General features: G+C 71.6%; 12 protein-coding genes. 8 read left to right on the top strand and 4 right to left on the bottom strand.

Going from position 1 to position 16,306, the window contains the following annotated elements; genetic code table 11:
* Positions 1 to 34: 34 nt before the first annotated feature.
* The 3 genes from FF100_RS31175 to FF100_RS31165 all read right to left on the bottom strand — a co-directional run bounded on the left by FF100_RS31175 (position 35) and on the right by FF100_RS31165 (position 4,760).
* Positions 35 to 2,878 (bottom strand): ATP-binding protein, encoded by a 2,844-nt coding sequence (locus FF100_RS31175; protein WP_139039922.1) that lies wholly within the window; start codon positions 2,876 to 2,878, stop codon positions 35 to 37.
* Positions 2,879 to 3,028: 150 nt separating this feature from the next.
* Positions 3,029 to 3,442, bottom strand: coding sequence for a DUF3830 family protein (locus tag FF100_RS31170; protein ID WP_048450618.1), 414 nt, complete (start codon positions 3,440 to 3,442; stop codon positions 3,029 to 3,031).
* 67 nt (positions 3,443 to 3,509) lie between these two features.
* The gene (locus FF100_RS31165) at positions 3,510 to 4,760 is read right to left on the bottom strand and encodes an allantoate amidohydrolase (protein WP_139039921.1); all 1,251 of its coding nucleotides are present in this window, start codon (positions 4,758 to 4,760) and stop codon (positions 3,510 to 3,512) included.
* A gap of 196 nt (positions 4,761 to 4,956) precedes the next feature.
* Here FF100_RS31165 and FF100_RS31160 point away from each other — a divergent pair, with 196 nt between their 5' ends.
* From FF100_RS31160 to FF100_RS31145, 4 genes are all read left to right on the top strand, one after another.
* Positions 4,957 to 5,850 carry a LysR family transcriptional regulator gene (locus FF100_RS31160; protein WP_139039920.1) on the top strand — a complete coding sequence of 298 codons (894 nt, stop codon included), beginning with the start codon at positions 4,957 to 4,959 and terminating at the stop codon, positions 5,848 to 5,850.
* A 100-nt stretch (positions 5,851 to 5,950) separates the two neighbouring features.
* A complete protein-coding gene (locus FF100_RS31155; RefSeq protein WP_139039919.1) occupies positions 5,951 to 7,066 on the top strand; it encodes a D-alanine--D-alanine ligase family protein in 1,116 nt (371 codons plus the stop codon).
* Between the two features lie 362 nt (positions 7,067 to 7,428).
* Positions 7,429 to 7,701 carry a hypothetical protein gene (locus FF100_RS31150; RefSeq protein WP_139039918.1) on the top strand — a complete coding sequence of 91 codons (273 nt, stop codon included), beginning with the start codon at positions 7,429 to 7,431 and terminating at the stop codon, positions 7,699 to 7,701.
* A gap of 714 nt (positions 7,702 to 8,415) precedes the next feature.
* Positions 8,416 to 9,411, top strand: a complete 996-nt coding sequence (locus FF100_RS31145; protein ID WP_139039917.1) for a Hint domain-containing protein — start codon at positions 8,416 to 8,418, stop codon at positions 9,409 to 9,411.
* A gap of 39 nt (positions 9,412 to 9,450) precedes the next feature.
* Here the strand turns inward: FF100_RS31145 and mdoH are convergent, their stop codons facing one another.
* Positions 9,451 to 11,250: a glucans biosynthesis glucosyltransferase MdoH gene (mdoH, locus tag FF100_RS31140; RefSeq protein ID WP_246102584.1), complete on the bottom strand. Its 1,800-nt coding sequence runs from the start codon at positions 11,248 to 11,250 to the stop codon at positions 9,451 to 9,453.
* 66 nt (positions 11,251 to 11,316) lie between these two features.
* On the opposite strand from mdoH, the gene FF100_RS31135 reads away from it, so the two are divergent.
* From FF100_RS31135 to FF100_RS31120, 4 genes are all read left to right on the top strand, one after another.
* A complete protein-coding gene (locus FF100_RS31135) occupies positions 11,317 to 12,219 on the top strand; it encodes an MDR/zinc-dependent alcohol dehydrogenase-like family protein (protein ID WP_425463371.1) in 903 nt (300 codons plus the stop codon).
* 114 nt (positions 12,220 to 12,333) lie between these two features.
* A complete protein-coding gene (locus FF100_RS31130; protein WP_139039916.1) occupies positions 12,334 to 12,735 on the top strand; it encodes a 6-pyruvoyl trahydropterin synthase family protein in 402 nt (133 codons plus the stop codon).
* Positions 12,735 to 13,775 (top strand): glycosyltransferase family 4 protein, encoded by a 1,041-nt coding sequence (locus FF100_RS31125; protein WP_139039915.1) that lies wholly within the window; start codon positions 12,735 to 12,737, stop codon positions 13,773 to 13,775. The genes FF100_RS31130 and FF100_RS31125 overlap by 1 nt, the downstream gene beginning before the upstream one ends.
* Positions 13,772 to 14,707 carry a methyltransferase domain-containing protein gene (locus FF100_RS31120; protein WP_139039914.1) on the top strand — a complete coding sequence of 312 codons (936 nt, stop codon included), beginning with the start codon at positions 13,772 to 13,774 and terminating at the stop codon, positions 14,705 to 14,707. The genes FF100_RS31125 and FF100_RS31120 overlap by 4 nt, the downstream gene beginning before the upstream one ends.
* The last annotated feature ends 1,599 nt before the right edge of the window (positions 14,708 to 16,306 follow it).

Genomic DNA, 16,306 nt, shown 5'->3' with positions numbered 1-16,306 from the left:
GGCGGGTGTGATGGATGTTGAGATTTGCTGATGGTCACGCCGCCCGCAACGTCTCGATCTGCGCCAGGGCCGCCGCCCGGGCCGCCTCGATCCGGCGCTGCAGGTCCGGCAGGTCGGCGCCGGCACGGCAGGCATCCTCGATCTCGCGACACAGGTCGGACAGGCCGGTGAAGCCGAGGAGCCCGGCGGCCGAGATCATCGCGTGGGCATCGTGGGCGAGGCCGGCGCGGTCGCCGCTGCGGGCGCGGAAGCGCTGCTCCAGCTCCGTCGCCAGGAGGCCGAGGAGGGCATCGATCCGCTCCGGGCCCATCAGGGTGCGGGCGGCCGCGAAGGCCTCGGCGTCGACCAGCACCGGCACCGGGACGGACCCGCCGCTATCGGCGCGGTGCCGGGCGATCGCCGCGGCGAGCTCGGCGCGCTTGAACGGCTTGCCGACATGGCCGTCCATCCCGGCGGCCCGGAAGGTCTCGAGCTGGGCCGGGAGCACGTTGGCGGTCATCGCGACGATCGGCACCGTGCCGACCGGGCCGGCCATCGCCCGGATCGCCCGCGTGGCGGTGATCCCGTCCATGCCGGGCATCTGCACGTCCATCAGCACGAGGTCGTAGGACTTCGCCCCCACCGCCTCGATCGCCGCCGCGCCGTCGCCGGCGACGTCGACGCTGTGGCCGTCCGCCTCCAGCACCGCCCGGGCGAGGTCCTGGTTGATCGGCACGTCCTCGACGAGGAGCAGGCGGGCCGGGCGCACCGGGGCCGGCCGGCCCTCCGCCTCCTCCGCGGCCGGGGCCGGGCAGGCCGGGAGCGGCAGCCGGAACCAGAAGGTCGAGCCGGCGCCGGGCCGGCTCTCGACGCCGATCGTCCCGCCCATCAGCTCGACCAGCCCCTTGCAGATCGCCAGCCCGAGCCCGCTGCCGCCGTATTGCCGGCGGATCGAGCCGTCGACCTGGCTGAAGCGCTGGAACAGCCGGCCGTGCTGCTCGGACGCGATGCCGATGCCGGTGTCGGAGACCGAGAAGCGCAACGATCCTCCCTGAGCCCCTGCCTCGGCCTCGACCCGCACCGCGACCCGGCCGGCGGGGGTGAACTTGACCGCGTTGTTGAGGAGGTTGAGCAGGATCTGGCGCAGGCGGTCGGGATCGCCCCGGACCCAGTCCGGCACCGCGGCATCGAGGGCGACGTCGAGGGCGAGGCCCTTGGGCTCGGACAGGCCGCGCACGATCGAGGCGGCGTTGTCGATCAGCGCCGCGGGGGCGAACGGCACCTCGGCGAGCGCGATGCCGCCGGCCTCGATGCGCGAGAAGTCGAGGATGTCGTCGACGACGGTCAAGAGCGCCCCGCCCGCGGCGGCGATCCGGTCGACGTAGCGCCGGTGCCGGCCCGGCAGGGTGCGGTCGGCGAGGAGCAGGTCGGCATAGCCGATGACGCCGTTGAGCGGCGTGCGGATCTCGTGGCTCATCGAGGCCAGGAAGTCGGTCTTGGCCTGGCTCGCCCGCTCGGCGGTGATCCGGGCCTCCTCGAGGGCGCGAGCGTGGCGCTGGCGCTCGCCGACGTCGCGGAAGGTCGCGATGATCGCCGGCTCGCCGGGCGCGGCGCCCGGGATGCGCCGGAACGCCCCCTCGACCCAGACCCATCCCCCGGTCCGGTGGCGGGCGCGGCAGACCACGCTGACCTGCGTCTCGCCGGCCGCGAGGCGGCGGGCCTGGGTCACCAGGGGCGCGAGATCCTCGCGGTGGACGCAGTCGCGCAGGCGCATCGCGGCGGCCTCCTCCGGCGTGTAGCCGAGCAGGCGCCGCACCGCCGGCGAGACGTAGCTGCGCCGGCCGTCGTCGTGGGCGAGGACGATCAGCTCGCTGGTGTTCTCGGCGAGCAGCCGGTAGCGGGCCTCGCCGGCCGAGAGCATGCCGGCGGCGCGGCGCGCCTCCTCCTCGAGGTCGCGGTGGCGCGTCAGCGTCCGGGTCAGCCCGAAGCCGAGCCCGACCAGCACGGCGCTGATCCCCAGCACGATCGCGGCGTCCTGGCGGACGCCGTCGCGCCAGGCGGCCAGCGCCTCGTCCTTCGAGACGCCGGTGGTGACGAGGAGCGGCGCGCCGGAGACGCGCTGGAAGCTGCCGTAGCGCGGCACGCCGTCGATCGGCGAGGCGCCGCCGAACGTGCCGCCGGCCGCGCCGGCCGCCGCCCGCATGAGCGAGCCGCCGGCGACGTTCAGGCCGACCTTGTCGGGGACGTAGGGATGGCGCACCAGGACCACGCCGTCGCTGCGCAGGAGCCCGATGGCGCCGTTGGGCCCGAGATCGAGCTGGCCGTAGAGCCGTTGCAGCTCGGTGAGCGAGAGGTCGGCCACCGCGACCAGCGGCGTCTCGCCCGGACGCGGCAGCACCATCCGGGCGACGCTGACGAACCAGGTATCGGCCGGCCCGACCCGGGTCGGCCAGCCGATCGCGAGCTCGGACTGCCCCACCGCCAGGGCGGAGCGCACCAGCTCGGCATCGGTAGGGCGGCCGTCGTGCCCGGCCCCGCCCTGGCCGAACAGCACCCCCGCCGTGGTGCCGTCGAGCACCCGCACGGCGGTCACCGCCGGGATATGGGCCATCAGGCCGGAGAGGAGCTGGCGGGTATAGACCGGGCTCGCCCCGAAGGTGTGGGCATCGACCCGCGCGGCGGCGGCGCTGAGCAGCATGTCGACGGAGGAGACGAGGCGGTTCGCCTCCTGGCCGAGCGCCTGCACCACCGCCTCGGCGGTGCTGCGGGCGTCGCGGATCGTGCGCTCGTAGTCGCGGGTGTCGGTCCAGACCGTGACCGTGGCAAGCCCGAGGCAGGTCGTCACGACGCCCGCCCAGACGCCGCCGACGAGAGAACGGTACGACCGTTTCAGGTTCATCTCTTCAAGCGCCCCGCGCCCCACGCTCCGTCCGGGTGCCCGGTGAGGGCATCCCGGGTGGGCCGCGGTATCAGGCGTACGGGGCGGACCGCCCCGCCGCAAGGGGATCTTGTCAGCGCAAGCGTGGCGGTGGGTCCGGAACCCGCGCCGTCACATCGCCTCGAAGCGGATCGGCTGGGCGCCCTTGAGCAATGTCATGCGGCCGAGATCATAGACGTGCTCGATGCCGGTGGTGATGGTCAGGAAGTGGTTGCCGGCCAGCTGCCCGACCTTGCTGGCGAAGTGCACGCCGCCATAGGCGAGCAGGATCTCGGTCTCGCTGATGCCGCCCGGATACAGGATCATCTGACCCGGCGCCGGGTAGCTGGTGTGGTTCTCGTAGCCGACGCCGAAATCGAGGTCGCCGAGGGGCATCCACACGCCCTCGCCGCTCCAGCGCACGTGAATCACCTCGCTCACGAAGGGCAGCGCCTTGAGGAAGGCGGCGCAGGTCTGGGGCGCCTTCTCGAGCTCGAGCCGACCGACGAGGTCGAACGGGCCGGCCTTGATCTTCAGTTCCTTCACGGAGTCTCTCCTGGTGGGGGGTGGATCGCGGGGCCCGCCCCCGGAAGCGAGGGCCGGGCCAAGGAGGTCAGGGCCGCACGGATTCCGGCCGCAGGTGGCGCAGCACGTCGACGAGCAGGCGCGTCGCGACGTCGACATCGGCCTCGGTGACCGATTCGGCTGGGGAGTGGCTGAGCCCGCCGGCGCAGCGCACGAACAGCATGGCGATCGGGCACAGGCCGGCCAGCGCCAGGCCGTCATGGCCGGCCCCGCTCGGCAGGCGCAAGGGCGCGAGGCCGAGGCGCACGATGCCCGCGTCGAGCGCATCCATCAGCCCGGGAGCGCAGGCGGCAGCGGGCTCGTCGTAGCTGCCTTGCGCGCTCACCGTCACGCCGCGGCGCGCGGCGATGTCGTCCCAGGTGGCGCGCAGGCGCGCGAGCGCGGCGTGGCGCACGGCGTCGCTCGGACTGCGCAGGTCGAGGCTGAACCGGGTGAGGGCCGGGATGACGTTGACGGCGCCCCGCGGCACCTCGATCTGGCCGACCGTGGCGACGAGGTCCGGGGTGGCGTCGGCTTCGGCCTCGACCGCCAGCACCATCTCGGCCGCCGCCGCCAGGGCGTCGCGGCGCAGGCGCATCGGCACCGTGCCGGCATGGCCCGCCCGGCCCTCGACCGTGACGACGAGACGGCTCGCCCCGGCGATGGCGGTGACGATGCCGACCGGCAGGTCCGCATCCTCCAGAACCGGCCCCTGCTCGATATGGACCTCGAGGTAGCCGAGGGTCTCGGCCGGGTCGCGGGCGAGGCCCGCCAGCCCGGCGGGATCGCCGCCGAACGCGGTCAGCGCCTGGGCGAGGCTCACCCCGTCGGCGTCGCGGGCCTCCAGGAAGTCGGGCCGGATCAGGCCGGCGAGTGCCCGCGAGCCGGTGAGGGTGACGGGGAAGCGCACGCCCTCCTCGTCGCCGAAGGCCAGCACCTCGATGGCGAAGGGCAGGCGCTCGCCGGCCCGGTGCAGGGCTCCCACCGCGGCGATCGCCACCACCACGCCGAGATTGCCGTCGTAGCGGCCGGCATCGCGCACGGTATCGATGTGCGAGCCGAGGAGCAGGGTCGGGGCGCCGGGAAACGCCGCCTCGTAGCGGCCGATCACCGTGGCGGCGGCGTCGCGCCGGACCGCCATGCCGGCCTCCTCCATCCAGCCGGTCACCTGCCGGCCGGCGGCGTCGTGGGCGGGGGTGAGGTAGAGGCGGGTCAGCGCGTCGGGCTCGGCGCTGGCACGGGCAAGCGCGTCGAGGCGGGCCATCACGCCCGCGCCGAGGCTCGTGTCGGTGTGCTGCATGGTGGTCCGTCTCGGTCCTGTGCCCTCGGGGTAGGGCGGCGGGGCGGGACTGTCCAGCATCCGAAAGCCCGGCCGCGACGCTCCCGGCATGCGCCCACCGATGCATCCCCGCCGTCTAGACGTCCAATATCCTGTTGCGTACGATCCATATCTCGATCGTCTGGATCCACGTCGACGAACCGGTCTGGAGCGCCCCTTGGAGCTGAGGCATCTGCGCTACTTCGTGGCGGTGGCGGACGCGCTCAGCTTCACCGCGGCGGCGGAGCGCCTCGGCGTGTCGCAGCCGCCGCTGAGCCAGCAGATCCGCGACCTCGAGGCGGAGCTCGGCACGCCGCTGTTCTGGCGCACCAGCCGCAGCGTCGCCCTGACCCCGGCCGGCGCCGCCTTCCTGCCGCGCGCACGCGCCGTCCTGGCCCAGGTCGAGGAGGCGGCGGCCGAAGCGAGGGCGGTCGGGGCCGGGCGCACCGGCACCCTCGATCTCGGGCTCACCGGCTCGATCCTCGCCGGCCCGCTCGGACGGATGATCCGGCTGTTCGGCGAGCGCTACCCCGGGGTGCTGGTGCGCCTGCACGAGATGCCGCCGGGCGAGCAGCCGGCGGCGCTCCACGCCCACCGCACCGATCTCGGCTTCCTGCGCCACCCGCCGGACGATCCGTCCTTGCGGGCCGTGCGCGCCTGGCCCGAGGCGGTCGGCGTCGCGCTGCCGGCGGGGCATCGCCTCGCGTCCCACGCCGAGATCGCCTTGAGCGACCTTGCCGGGGAGGCCTTCGTGTCGCTGCGCCTGCGCGATTCCCGCTTCGCCACCCATCTGCACGAGGCCTGCCTCGCCGCCGGCTTCGCGCCACGGATGGTGCAGCAGGTGGTCGAATCGGCCTCGCTCGTGAGCCTCGTGGCGGCAGGGCTCGGCGTCGCCCTGGTGCCGGACTCGGTCGGCGCCCTGCCACGGCCCGGCATCGTCTACCGGCCCCTCGCCGCCCCGGCCCCGGTCGCCGACGTCTTCGCCCTCTACCGGGCGCCGGCGAGCGCCGTGACCGAGAACTTCCTCGCCCTGATGCGCGACGGCCTCGCTCCGTGCGACGCCGCCGCGTAGGGTTTCTGAAATCCTCCCCGGGCGATAAGCAGGGCGCCCCGCACGAGGTGGGATCGTGGTGGCCAAGGAAAGCCACCAAGGGAATTCCGAGGATTCGCGCATGACCGAGAAGACCCGCGTCGCCGTCCTGTACGGCGGCAGATCCGGCGAGCACGAGGTCTCGCTGCGCTCCGCCGCCTCGGTAGTGCGCCACCTCGACCGCACCCGCTTCGAGGTGATCCCGGTCAGCATCGACAAGGCCGGGCGCTGGCAGCGCCACGACCTGCGCCGCATCGAGCAGACCGGCGACGAATCCCTGTCGATCCCGCCGGAGAGCCCCGAGGTGCGCCTGGCGCAGGGCGCGAACGGGCGCGCCGCGGTGGTCGGCCTCGACGAAGCCAAGGAGCGCACCGAGATCGACGTGGTGTTCCCGGTCCTGCACGGGCCGCTCTGCGAGGACGGGACCCTGCAGGGCCTGCTGGAGCTGACCGAGACCGCCTATGTCGGTTCGGGCGTGATGGCCTCGGCGGTCGGCATGGACAAGGACGTCACCAAGCGTCTCGCCACCCTCGCCGGCATCCCGATCGCCCCCTACCGCGCCTTCACCCGCCGGGCCTACGAGCGCGGCGCCGTCCCCCTCGACGAGATCGCCGCGACCCTGACGCTGCCGGTCTTCGTCAAGCCCTGCAACATGGGGTCGAGCGTCGGCATCCATAAGGTCAAGGCCTGGGCCGACCTGCCGGTGGCGCTCGCCGACGCCTTCCGGTACGACGTCAAGGTGCTGGTGGAGCAGGGCATCGACGCCCGCGAGATCGAGGTGGCGGTGCTCGACGGCGACCCGCCCTTCGTCAGCGTCGCCAGCGAGCTGAACCCGCAGGCCCACCACGACTTCTACTCCTACGCCGCCAAGTACCTCGACCCCGAGGGCGCCAGCGTCGACCTGCCGGCCGACATCTCGCCGGAGCAGATGGACGAGGTGCGGGCCCTGGCGCTCCGGGCCTTCGAGGCGCTCGAATGCAGCGGGCTCGCCCGGGTCGACTTCTTCCTCGACCGGCAGAGCGGCGCCTTCTCCCTCAACGAGATCAACACCCTGCCGGGCTTCACCTCGATCAGCATGTATCCGAAGATGATGGAGGCCTCCGGGATATCGTACCCGAAGTTGCTGACGCGGCTGGTGGACCTGGCGCTCGACCGCCACCAGACCCGGCGCGGGCTGACGCGGGAGTTCGAGGGCTGAGGATCGCCCCCGGCGGCGGCGCGTCCGGATCGGAGGGCGCGCCGCGATCATCGTCGACGGCCGGTGGATGGAACGGCAGGGCGGCGGGATTGCGCGTCATCACGCGATCGTCGTGGGAAAGATCGCCGATAGCGCCGGCCCATCGTCACAACTGACGATGGGCCGGCGCCCGCAAGTTGTTTCTAAATCGTGTCAGGATCGATGGGTCCGGCGAAGGGCTTGGGAACCGCACCAGTTCCAGGATCGTGCCGAACGGGCACAACCGGCGGCGCCCGCACGCGAGCGCCGTCGCGGACCGCTCTCGGACCGTCCTGGACGCCTGCGACCGGCCCTCGCTTTCGACGCGAGAGGGAGACGACACGATGCGTGGATGGATGCTGGGCGCCGCCGTGCTGGCGACGATGGGCGTGGTCGCGGCTGCGCCCGCCGCGGCCTGCCAGGGCGCCGCCTGCTATGCGCGACCGGGCTATGGCGGCGCGGGCCCCGGCGCGGTGCGGCCCGGCGGGTCCTACGTCCCGCCGGCTCAGGCCGTGAAGGGCGGCCGGCTGATCGGGCAGGACGGCGGGACTTTCGCCGGAGGCAAATCCGGCGCGATGCTGAACCCCAACACCAATCCCGCCTTCCGCCCGCGCTGACCGCCTTGCCCCGCACCGGACACCGGTCCGGTCGGGGCATCGGGCACTGGGGAGCGTGAGCGGAACGGCACCGGGCCGTCCTGCTCACGCGGCAATCCGGGATCGCGCAGTGGAGCCGAAGCCCCCCCAGCCATGCCGACGACCTTCCGCAGGGCGGAAGCGATCCGGCCGAAATCCGCGCTGCAGCTCGGCCGCGACAGGCCCCTCGTGCCGTCCCCGAGGATCCGTCCCAGAGGATCCGTCCCAGAGGATCCGTCCCAGAGGATCCGGCCCCGAGGAGCCGCATCCAGGACGCGGCCACGGCCTCCCACGAACCTTGCGGTTCGATCGTTCCCCCGCCCCGCCCGCAATCCGTCGCTGCCGTGTCGGACGGATGCCGCCCCGGGAAGATCCGGCAATCAATCTAGGAAGATCCGGCAATCGTTTCAGGAAGATCTGGCAAATCCTGCCTGCATCGCGATGAGAATTTTCTGAGAAACAGCGCCGTCACCCCCGGCAAGATCGTAGCAATAAAATCACAGACCCCGGAAAATCCCTGGATCATCCCTTGAGTACGGCTGTCGCGGGGGTTTGCGACGTGCTTACCCTGCGTGCGTCACCGCGGCGGTTGCTCTGCTGCGCCACGCGGGCGGCCCTGTCGTCGCGCGGGTCTCGATCCGCGCGGTCGCGCTCGGCCATTGCACCAATCATGAAAAAAACGGGGAGTTGCATCCGATGCCGGTCTTCAACAACACTGTCTATCGTGCGGGCTTCGTCGCGACGGATGACGGGAAACCTTCGGCCAGCTTCGGGCTGGACGACGTATCGACCTCCAGCATCACCGTGACCGGAACGGTCAACAAGGTCGGCGACACCGTCCAGGCGACCGGCATCTTCCCGGCCGAGACGACATCGACCACCAAGACGCTCTACGCGACGCAGTACGACTCGCAGAGCATGATCCAGTTCACGGACAGCCCGACCAGCCCGACCACGCGTTTCGTCCTGTCGAACACCGCGCTCGCGGCGCGCCAGCGCGTCACCTTCGACGACAACAACACCCCGACCGATTACATGCCGGTCTGCTTCACCACCGGCACCCGCCTCCGCGTGATGCGCGACGGGGCCGCGGCGGAGGTCGCCGTCGAGGACCTGCGGGTCGGCGACCGCGCCGTCACCGCCTCCGGCGCCCTGCGGCCGGTCGTCTGGATCGGGCATCGCACCCTCGCGGGCAAGGGCGCCGCCCTGCCCCACGACCAGCAGCCGATCCACCTCCGCGCCGGGGCCTTCGGGCCGGGGCTGCCCGCCCGGGATCTCCGTCTCTCCCCCGGCCATCCGGTCCTCGTCGGCGCCGATGCCGACGGCGCGGGCGGCCATCTCGTGCCGATCATGTGCCTGATCAACGGCACCAGCATCGCCCGCGAGCCGGTCTCGTCGGTCACCTACTGGCACGTCGAGCTGGACGCCCACGACATCCTGCTCGCCGAGGGCCTGCCGGCCGAGAGCTACCTCGACTGGGGCGACCGGCCGTTCTTCGCGCAAGGCTCCGACCACGCCCTGCACAACCCCGATTTCGTCGTGCCGGGCCTCGCCGCCCGCTGCCGGCCGGTGGCGGTGGACGGGCCGGTGGTCGAGGCCGAGCGGGCGCGCCTCTCGGCCGTGTTCGCGGGGGCGCTCGGCGCCGATTGCGCCTGGGACGAGGCCGAGCGCTTCACCTGGATCGCCGCCTGAAACCATACCGGTCGGGCCGGGCCGCGCGGCCCGACCGCCTCAAGGCACCGCGCGTTCGGCCGAGCCGGCGCGCAGCCGCGCGATCTCCCAGGGCGGCGCGATCTCCTCCCGCGTCGCGCAGAGGCCGGACCGCACCATGGCCCGGCCGGGGCCAGGCGCCGCGGTGAGGACCGCGAAGGGAACGGCGAGCAGGCTGCCGAGGGTGAGCGGCAGGCTCCAGACCAGCAGCGCCGGCGCGATCGCCGCGAGCGCCCCGCAGACGACGAGCCCGAACAGCGTGACGCCGGAGAGGGCCCTGGCGGCCTCGCCCCAGCGCAGGCCCCGCGGGTCGCGGCCCTGCGCGGTCCACCGGCCGGCGCGGCCGGCGAGCATCGCGACCAGCACCGCGGTGAGCCGCACCGACGACGCGCCGAGCAGCAGGAACGAGGCCACGATCTCGGCCAGCATCCCGGCGACGAAGCGCGAGGCCCCGCCATGCGCCGCCCGCGCCTCGCGGTCCGCCAGCACCGTGGCGTAGCCGGCGAGCTTCGGCGCCAGCGACAGCAGCAGCCAGAGAAGGAAGAGCGCGCCGGCCCCCGCCGCCGGACCGGCTTGCGTCGCGGCCCGCCAGGGCAGCAGCAGGAGGGCGAGGGTCAGGGCCGGCGGGTTGAGGAACATCAGCACCGCCCAGGCGAGCTGGAACCGGCTCATCGGCAGGAGCCCGGGCATCGCCGGCAGGCGAAGATACTGCATGTTGCCCCGGCACCAGCGGGCGTCGCGGGTGAGGTGGTCGAGGAGCGTCGGCGGGTTGTCCTCGAAGCTGCCCTCCTCGATCGGCAGCACCCGCACCTCGTAGCCGGCCCGGCGCATCAGCACCGCCTCGACCTGATCGTGCGAGAGCACGGCTCCGCCGCCGCGCAGGGGCGGCAGCCGGCAATGCGCCGCGAACGGCGCGATGCGCACAACCGCGTTGTGGCCCCAGAACGGGCCGCAATCCGCCCCCCACCAGGCGGCGCCGAGCGTATAGGGCAGCATGCCGTGGCGCATGCCGAACTGGAACAGCCGGGAAAAGGCGCTGTCGGCCGGCGCGCCCACCGCCAGGCTCTGCAGGATGCCGAGGCGCGGATGCGCCTGCATGATCCGCACGAGGCGCAGGATCGCCGGTCCCGTCATCAGGCTGTCGGCGTCGAGGGGCAGCATCAGGTCGGCGTCGCTGCCGGCGCAGAACTCCTGCAGGTTGCCGGCCTTGTAGCCGGTATTGTCGGGCCGGCGCCGGTAGTGGATCCGGGCTGCCTCCCGTTCCGGCAGCCCGGCGCGCCAGGCCGCGACGCCCGCCTCCTCGGCCCGGATCGCCGCGGGATCGTCGCTGTCGCTCAGCACGTGGTAGCGGAAGGCGGCGCCCCGCCCGGTCCGCTCCAGGCTCTCGCGCACCAGGGCAAGGCGGGCAAGGGCCCGGGCCGGGTCCTCGTTGCGCAGGGTCATCACCACGGCGGTGGCGAGGTGGAGCGGCGTGTCCTCCTCCCCCGCCGCCGCGTGGGGTGCCGCCGCCCTCACGCCGGTGCGGCCGGCCCGCAGCAATGCGACGCCGATCGCGGCGTTCCAGAACCCCAGCACCGTCCAGGGCAGGGTGGCGAGGCCGCAGGCGAGGAGCGCGAGGTCGATTCCGTCGACCCCGTCCTGCGCCAGCACGGCCCACAGGGCGGTCGCGAAGCCTGAGATGGTCGCGAGGTTGAGACCGAGCACGAGGAGGCGGCGGCGACGCAAGGTGACGCAGGCTTGCAGGCCCGTCGGCGTCGTGAGAGGAGCGCGGGCGGGCCCCTCCGCGAGGGTGACGACCGAGGAGTCGGTGTGCGGCATCATCAGGCTTCCGGGAGCGGCACGGCGCAGGTGCGGGCGCTCTGGTATAGCGCGGCGGGCCGAGCGGAGCTGCGGCAAGAATGCCTGCCCCCGCCCGGTCCCGGCGAGGTCCGGGTGCGGACCCTGTGGACGGCCTTGAGCCGCGGCACCGAACGGCTGGTCTTCGAGGGCCGCGTCCCCGAGGTGGTGGCTGAGCGGATGCGGGCGCCGGCGCAAGCCGGCGAATTCTCCTTTCCCGTCAAGTACGGCTACTGCGCCGTCGGCGAGACCGAGGGGGGCACGCCGGTCTTCGCGCTCCAGCCGCACCAGGAGGCCTTCAACGCGCCCGAAGCGGCGCTGTGCCCGCTGCCCCCGGGGCTGCCGCCGCGTCGCGGCGTGCTCGCCGCCAACATGGAGACGGCGCTCAACGCCGTGTGGGAGTCCGGCGCCGGGCCCGGGGACCGGATCGCGGTGGTCGGCGGCGGGGTGGTCGGGCTCCTCGTCGCCCATCTCTGCGCCGGCCTGCCGGGGGCGGAGGTGTGTCTGATCGACCGCGACCCGGCCCGGGCGGACACCGCGCGGGCCCTCGACATCCCCTTCGCACCGCCGGAGGCGGCGGCGCCGGACGCCGACATCGTCTTCCACGCCAGCGCCAGCGAGGCCGGGTTGGCGCTCGCCCTGTCGCTCGCCGGCGAGGAGGGGCAGATCGTCGAATTGAGCTGGTACGGCGACGCGCCGGTCGCCGCGCCGCTCGGCCTCGCCTTCCACGCCAAGCGCCTGCGCCTCGTCGCGAGCCAGGTCGGGGCGGTGGCGGCCTCGCGCCGCCCGCGCTGGAGCCACCGGCGGCGCCTGCTCAAGGCCCTGGCGCTGCTGCGCGATCCCCGCCTCGACGCCCTCCTCACCGAGGAGGTCTCCCTCGCCGACCTGCCCGGCGCCCTGCCGCGGCTGCTCGCACCCGGCGCGCCGGGCCTGTGCACCCTCATCCGCTACTGATACGGGTTCCGGGAGATTCCTCCCTGAACCCGTATCGGTAGCCCGCGGCGATCGAGCGAAGCTGAAATCCGCCTTGCGACGCCATCGATCGGATTTCGTATGACAGGAGCCCTCATGTACGCCGTCGAGGTCCGCGACCACGTGATGATCGCCCACAGCTTCCGGGGCGAGCTGTTCGGGCCGGCGCAGGCCCTGCACGGGGCGACCTTCGTGGTCGACGTGGCGTTCTTCCGCGAGGCCCTGACCGCGGACGGGGTGGTGGTCGATATCGGCCGGGCGGGCGAGGCGCTGAAAGGCGTGCTGGCGCCGCTCAACTATCGCAACCTCGACGACCTGCCGGAGTTCGTGGGCCAGAACACCACCACCGAGTTCCTGTGCGGGCACATCCACGCCGCGATGGCCGCGGCGACGAAGGCCGGCGATCTCGGCCCCGGCGGCGAGGGCGTGAGCCGGATCCGCGTCACCCTGCACGAGTCCCACCTGGCCCGGGCCTGGTTCGAGGCGCCGCTCGGCTGATGCGCCTCGTCCTCGCCGTCCCGGGCGACCTGTCGGCGCCGACCGGGGGCTACGCCTATGCCCGCGAGCTCCTGGCGCACCTGCCGGCGCAAGGGGTCGCGGCCACGCATCTCGCCCTGCCGGGCGGGTTCCCAGACCCGAGCCCTGACGACCTCGCCCGCACCGCGGCGCTCCTCGCGGACGTGCCCCGGGACAGCGCCCTCCTCATCGACGGCCTCGCCTACGGGGCGCTGCCGCCGGAGGTGATCCGCGCCGCCGGGCGGCCGGTCTCGGCGCTCGTGCACCACCCCCTCGGCTACGAGACCGGGCTGGCGCCGGAGCGGGCGGAGGCCTTGGTCGTGGGCGAGCGCGCCGCCCTGGCGCTGGCCGACCGGATCGTCGCGACGAGCCGCTACACCGCGCGCCTGCTCGGCGCCGAGTTCGGGGTGGCACCGGAGCGCATCGCGGTCGCCGAGCCCGGCACGGCCCCCGCCGCCCGGGTGATGCCGCGGCCGGGCCCGCCTGTCCGGCTCCTCACGGTCGGCGCCGTGACGCCGCGCAAGGGCACCGACATCTTGGTGCGGGCGCTGGCGGAGCTGACCGATCTCGACTGGTCGCTCACGGTCGCCGGCAGCCTCGACCGGGCGCCGGACTGCTCCGCTGCCCTGCGCGCCGGGCTCGCCGCCCAGAGCCTCACGGACCGGATCACGCTCGCCGGCGCGGTCACGCCGGAGACCCTGGACCGCCTCTATGCCGCGGCCGACCTCGCGGTCTCGGCCTCGCTGTTCGAGGGCTACGGCATGGCGCTGGCGGAGGCCCTGGCGCGGGGCCTGCCGCTCGTCGCCACCACGGGGGGCGCCGCCGCCGAGACGGTGCCGGCGGGCGCCGGGCTCGCGGTGCCCCCGGGCGACGCGCCGGCCCTCGCCGCCGCCCTGCGCACCCTGATCAGTGATCCCACCCTCCGCGCCGCCGCCGCCGCCGCGTCCTGGGCGGCCGGGCAGCACCTGCCGGACTGGCCCGACACCGCGGCCGCCGTCGCCGCCGCCCTGAGGACACCATGACCGGTTTCAGCCCCGACTGGCTCGCCCTGCGCGAGCCCGCCGACCACGCCGCGCGCGACCCCGGCCTCGTCGCCACCCTCGCGCGGGTGCTGGGGAGCAGGATTGCGGACGTGCCGGTGCGGGTGGTCGACCTCGGCTGCGGCACCGGCTCGAACCTGCGCGCCCTGGCGCCGCATCTCGGGCCGGCGCAGGACTGGACGCTCGTCGACCACGACCCCGCCCTGCTCGCCGCCGCCCGCGAACGCCTCGCAGCCTGGGCGGAGGGCGCGCGGGAGGACGGTGACGCCCTGGTCCTGCAGCATGGCGGCGTCCGGATCGCGGTGCGGCTCCGGGCCCTCGACCTTGCGGCCGATCCAGCGGCGGCGCTCGGCGAGCGGCCCGACCTCGTCACCGCCGCCGCCCTGTTCGACCTCGTCTCGGAGGAGTGGATCACCGTCGTCGCGGAGGCGGTCGCGGGCCGCGGCGCCGCGTTCTACACTGCCCTCACCTATGACGGGCAGGAGAGCTGGCACCCGCCCGACCCCGACGATGGCGCGATCCACGCCGCCTTCTTGCACCATCAGGCCGGCGACAAGGGCTTCGGCCCCGCCGCCGGCCCGGGCGCGACGGCGGTCCTGGACGCGGCCTTCCGCCGCCACGGCTACACGGTCGAGACCGCCGCCAGTCCCTGGCGCCTCGGGCCGGACGAGGCCGCGCTCGTGCACGAACTCGCCGAGGGGACGGCGCGGGCGGCGGCGGAGACCGGGCCGGTCTCCAAAGCGGAGGCCGCGGCCTGGGGGGCGTGCCGGCAAGCGCCAGGGACGGCGGCGGTGATCGGGCATCGGGATCTGCTGGCGGTTCCAGCCGGATCGGCCGGTGCGACGGAGTCGCGTAGTGAGATCGAGACGTCCGATCCACATCCGGAGTCGGGGCGGGTCACGGCTCTAGCGTGATTACGGATTGCCCGGTATCGGTGTCATCCTCGCGGGATCGCGGAACTGCTGCTCGCGCCGCCGGGACGCTTCCCCCTTCGGGCCAGGCGCCTCAAGGACGGGACCGTGCCCGTGCCAGCCGTCTCAGACTGGAGGAATACCGACTTACCGAACTGAGCGTCCTCGGATATGGGCCTCGCCGGCGGCATGGCAGCTTTTCGCCAATCGAAATATATGCCTTCTCTCATGTATGTAGACCAAAATTAATACATTGGGTGATTTTCATAGTTAGCTTTTACATGGTACATTCATTCATTGAAAGATTCAGACACTGCAATAAGAGATAAAATGCATTGCCGAATGCCAAAAAGTATTATATAAAATTGCAAGCATAGGAGGCAATTGCGAATTTGACTTTTTACAACGCACCCATGGCGTTGAGGACGGATCGTTGCTGAGATGGGCGGTCACGTCGCACGACGTCTTGGCGGAAAGCATTCATACCGCCGCGCCTTCGAACGGATCCGTTCGACGGCGCAAGGCAAGCCTGAACGGGCGTCGGCGCTGATGCGCCGGACGCCTTGGCATCGACGCGTCGATGCCAAGGCGCGAGGGTATAAGACAGAATTTAGAGATCTATGCGCCGTCGGCGCCGTCAAGTCTATCTATTGGAATATGGTCTTCGACAGGGGACTTGAGATTTCGTTCGACACAGGAATGCACTGCACTGTCATATCGGACAAGCGGAAATTCAGGAGTACCGAAGATCAAAGAAATAATATTTATTCATTGTAATGTAATAGATAATTTATATTAATAACAAAATCAATGCAATCGGTAAGTATGTGTAAGGAATTTTTCTAAGAGGAATTATGGCATCAGCAAAAGAGAGGCAAATGAGATCTATAACCACCTGTCTTCCCCTAACGAAAGGAGCGCTCTGTTTATCGTCGAGCCAAATTCGGATCATCTAAGCGCTCGCCGGCCATTGCCGATCGACGATATACCGCCGAGATAAGTCGATTGACACCTTACGAGGAGGCCGATGATATTGATCCATCGGTAGGGGACAAAGCTGCGATGGATATGCAGGTTACAATGACCGCAACTGGCTTATGGCCATAACGAACGGAATTCTACTAAGCATCGTGTCTGACTCGAGGCACGCGATGCTACTGATTAGAACCGCCATTCGTACTTCGAACATAAGCATCGAAGCTACGATGTAAGCAGTAGATACTGTTAGCATACCCCTCGATTCAGCCCTCTTTTCCTTTAATCATAGCTCAATTGCAAAAGACAAACAATCAATTATTATAAAACACTATCAAGGAATAGCTTGTCAATTGCTATAAATGACGTCAATGATATTGCCCTATGATTATTCCGACCGACCCGAACCTTCGATTGAGCGGGACGTTGCCAGAATCCGCCAGCTGATGCCAGCCGTTGGATCGGCAGGCCCATCGCCTCCCTCCCTGAGGCCAATGGCGCATTCTAGTGCATTGACGCATTCAGAGGATTCACAGGGGGCATGAGGCATGCGAGTCTGAGGCATGGCTCAGACTGTCTGTGTGATCCCCAGCGCCGCCGACCTGACGCGCCTGTCCGCTATCGTCG

Origin of the sequence: Methylobacterium terricola (assembly GCF_006151805.1) — a bacterium.
GTDB classification, from domain to species: Bacteria; Pseudomonadota; Alphaproteobacteria; order Rhizobiales; family Beijerinckiaceae; genus Methylobacterium; species Methylobacterium terricola.
This window is presented reverse-complemented; position numbering and strand designations above follow the sequence as displayed.

What these genes read in the sequence shown, in the direction of transcription:
- mdoH (WP_246102584.1), bottom strand. Translation starts at nt 11,250, where the DNA reads ATGATGCCGCACACCGACTCCTCGGTCGTCACCCTCGCGGAGGGGCCC.
- FF100_RS31120 (WP_139039914.1), top strand. Translation starts at nt 13,772, where the DNA reads ATGACCGGTTTCAGCCCCGACTGGCTCGCCCTGCGCGAGCCCGCCGAC.
- FF100_RS31150 (WP_139039918.1), top strand. Translation starts at nt 7,429, where the DNA reads ATGCGTGGATGGATGCTGGGCGCCGCCGTGCTGGCGACGATGGGCGTG.
- FF100_RS31145 (WP_139039917.1), top strand. Translation starts at nt 8,416, where the DNA reads ATGCCGGTCTTCAACAACACTGTCTATCGTGCGGGCTTCGTCGCGACG.
- FF100_RS31155 (WP_139039919.1), top strand. Translation starts at nt 5,951, where the DNA reads ATGACCGAGAAGACCCGCGTCGCCGTCCTGTACGGCGGCAGATCCGGC.
- FF100_RS31165 (WP_139039921.1), bottom strand. Translation starts at nt 4,760, where the DNA reads ATGCAGCACACCGACACGAGCCTCGGCGCGGGCGTGATGGCCCGCCTC.
- FF100_RS31175 (WP_139039922.1), bottom strand. Translation starts at nt 2,878, where the DNA reads ATGAACCTGAAACGGTCGTACCGTTCTCTCGTCGGCGGCGTCTGGGCG.
- FF100_RS31125 (WP_139039915.1), top strand. Translation starts at nt 12,735, where the DNA reads ATGCGCCTCGTCCTCGCCGTCCCGGGCGACCTGTCGGCGCCGACCGGG.
- FF100_RS31130 (WP_139039916.1), top strand. Translation starts at nt 12,334, where the DNA reads ATGTACGCCGTCGAGGTCCGCGACCACGTGATGATCGCCCACAGCTTC.